Origin of the sequence: Falsiroseomonas sp. (genome assembly GCF_030695085.1) — a bacterium.
GTDB lineage: Bacteria > Pseudomonadota > Alphaproteobacteria > Acetobacterales > Acetobacteraceae > Falsiroseomonas.
In genome coordinates this window covers 1-1,988 of the sequence record NZ_JAUYTS010000173.1, presented here as the reverse complement: position 1 = coordinate 1,988, position 1,988 = coordinate 1, and the positions used below count along the sequence as shown (strand labels likewise).

Sequence of the window (1,988 nt, the reverse complement as noted above, 5' to 3'; positions counted from 1 at the left end):
CCCGCAGCCGACGGCGCTCCCGCAATCCGCTGCTGGGTATCCTTGTGAGCCTGCTGGCGCTGTTCGGTGCGCTGACCGCGGTGTTGGGCGTCAAGGAGCAGTCGCTGGCCGAGGGCGGCGCGATCATGGACGGCTGGATCGCCAAGGGGATCGGAACGATCAGGGGCGAGGGTCCGCGCGTGGCCGGCGAAGCGGCCGATGCCACGGGCGCCGCCGCCGGGAAGGCCGGTGACGCCGCCCAGGCCGCCGCTGCGGCCGCTTCGGACGAGCTCAAGAAGCAATAGTGACGCTTGACCGTCTCCGGCCGGAACATCGCACCGGCCGGGACGTTCGGGCGGCATGACCGAGACCCTGACACCCGCCGCTGATCCTGCAGGCGCGCCTGAAGGCGCGGGTTCCGGCGCGCGCCCGCTGAGTCCGCACGTGCCTCTTGAGCGGATCACTGTCCTGGTCAATCCCCTGGCCGGCAGTGTCGGTCCGAACGCCGTGGAGGAGGCAGAGGGCATTCTGGCCGACTATGCCTGCGAGGCGACGGTGGTGGCCCTTGAGGGCGGGACGTTCGACGCCCAGATCGAGGCGGCGCTCGCGGACCGGCCGGACGTCCTGTTTGTCCTGGCCGGCGACGGCACCGCAGGGACCATCGCCTCGCGCGCGGGACCGGACGGGCCCTTGATTGCGCCGCTGCCGGGCGGGACCATGAACATGCTGCCCAAGGCCCTGTACGGTACGGCCGACTGGCCCGAGGCGTTGAGGCGGGCGCTGGAAGAGGGCGCGCCCCAGAATGTCGCCGGCGGCGAAGTGTCGGACGGCCAGATCCAGCAGGCCTTCTATTGCGCCGCGATCCTCGGGTCTCCGGCGCTCTGGGCGCCGGCGCGGGAAGCGGTGCGCGAAGGCAAGTTCGGCCTCGCCTGGGCCTATGGGAAGCGGGCCTTGCGGCGCGCCTTTTCCGGGCGATTGCGTTGCTCTCTGGACGGCCGCCCTGAACGTCGCGCCCAGGCCATGGTGTTCATAAGCCCGATGATCTCCAGGGCGATGGAGGAGAGCACGGGCCTTGAGGCCGCCGCGATGGACCCCGCCGACGCCGTTCAGGCCTTTCGCCTGGCGGCCCACGCGGTGTTCGACGACTGGCGCCAGGACCCGGCGGTGACCACCAAGGCGATCCAGCAGGCCACGATCCGGGCGCGGTCCCGGATACCGGCCGTCATCGATGGCGAGCCTGTCCACCTCCGTCACGAGGCCCGCGTGCGCTTCATACGGACGGCCTTTCGCGCGCTCGCGCCGAATCCGTCGACGGCGGAGGACAGCGTCTAGTGGGTCGCATCCTCCAGTTCTCCGACATTCATTTTGGCTGCGAGCACAAGGACGCCTGCGCCGCGGCCCTGGACTACGCTCATGCGACTGCGCCGGACCTCGTGCTGATCACCGGCGACATCACCCAGCAGGGTTTTCCGGCCGAGTTCCAGGCCGCCGGACGCTGGATCAGCGATATGCCAGACCCGCGCTTCGTTATCGTTGGCAATCACGACGTGCCCTACTGGAGCCTGGCCGCGCGACTATTCAGTCCATGGAAGGCGTTCGAGCGCGCGACCGGCCACCCTGCCCACGATCATGAATTCCTCAGCCCCAACCTGATGGTTCGTGGCGTCGTCACCGCCCGCGGCTGGCAGGCGCGGCCCAACTGGTCCAAGGGGGTCATCGACCTGGATCAGACTCGCAAGGCGGCCGAGGCCCTGCGCCAGGCGCCGGTCGGGGCCTTGCGGGTGCTGGCCTGTCACCATCCGCTGGTCGAGATGATCGGCGCGCCGATGACCGGCGACGTCAAGCGCGGCGCCGCCGCGGCCCAGATCTTCGCCGAAGCCGGCGTTGACCTGATCGCCACGGGCCACGTCCACGTGCCGTTCGCCCTTCCCATCAGTCTCGGCGACCATTGCTCTTATGCGGTGGGCTGCGGGACGCTTTCGCATCGCGAGCGCGGGGCGCCGCCGAGC

3 protein-coding genes are annotated in these 1,988 nt (G+C 70.2%); all 3 read left to right on the top strand.

The genetic code is table 11. From position 1 onward, the window contains the following. The coding region (locus Q8S40_RS19115; protein ID WP_305671675.1) for a hypothetical protein at positions 1-284 on the top strand (284 nt) is incomplete at its 5' end. 55 nt (positions 285-339) lie between these two features. Then, positions 340-1,311 (top strand): diacylglycerol kinase family protein, encoded by a 972-nt coding sequence (locus Q8S40_RS19110; protein ID WP_305671674.1) that lies wholly within the window; start codon positions 340-342, stop codon positions 1,309-1,311. Next, positions 1,311-1,988: metallophosphoesterase (locus tag Q8S40_RS19105; RefSeq protein WP_305671673.1), on the top strand; the 678-nt coding region annotated here is incomplete at its 3' end. The genes Q8S40_RS19110 and Q8S40_RS19105, both read left to right, overlap by 1 nt.

Excerpts from the sequence above, each read along its gene's own strand:
- Q8S40_RS19110 (WP_305671674.1), top strand. The coding sequence starts at position 340 with ATGACCGAGACCCTGACACCCGCCGCTGATCCTGCAGGCGCGCCTGAA.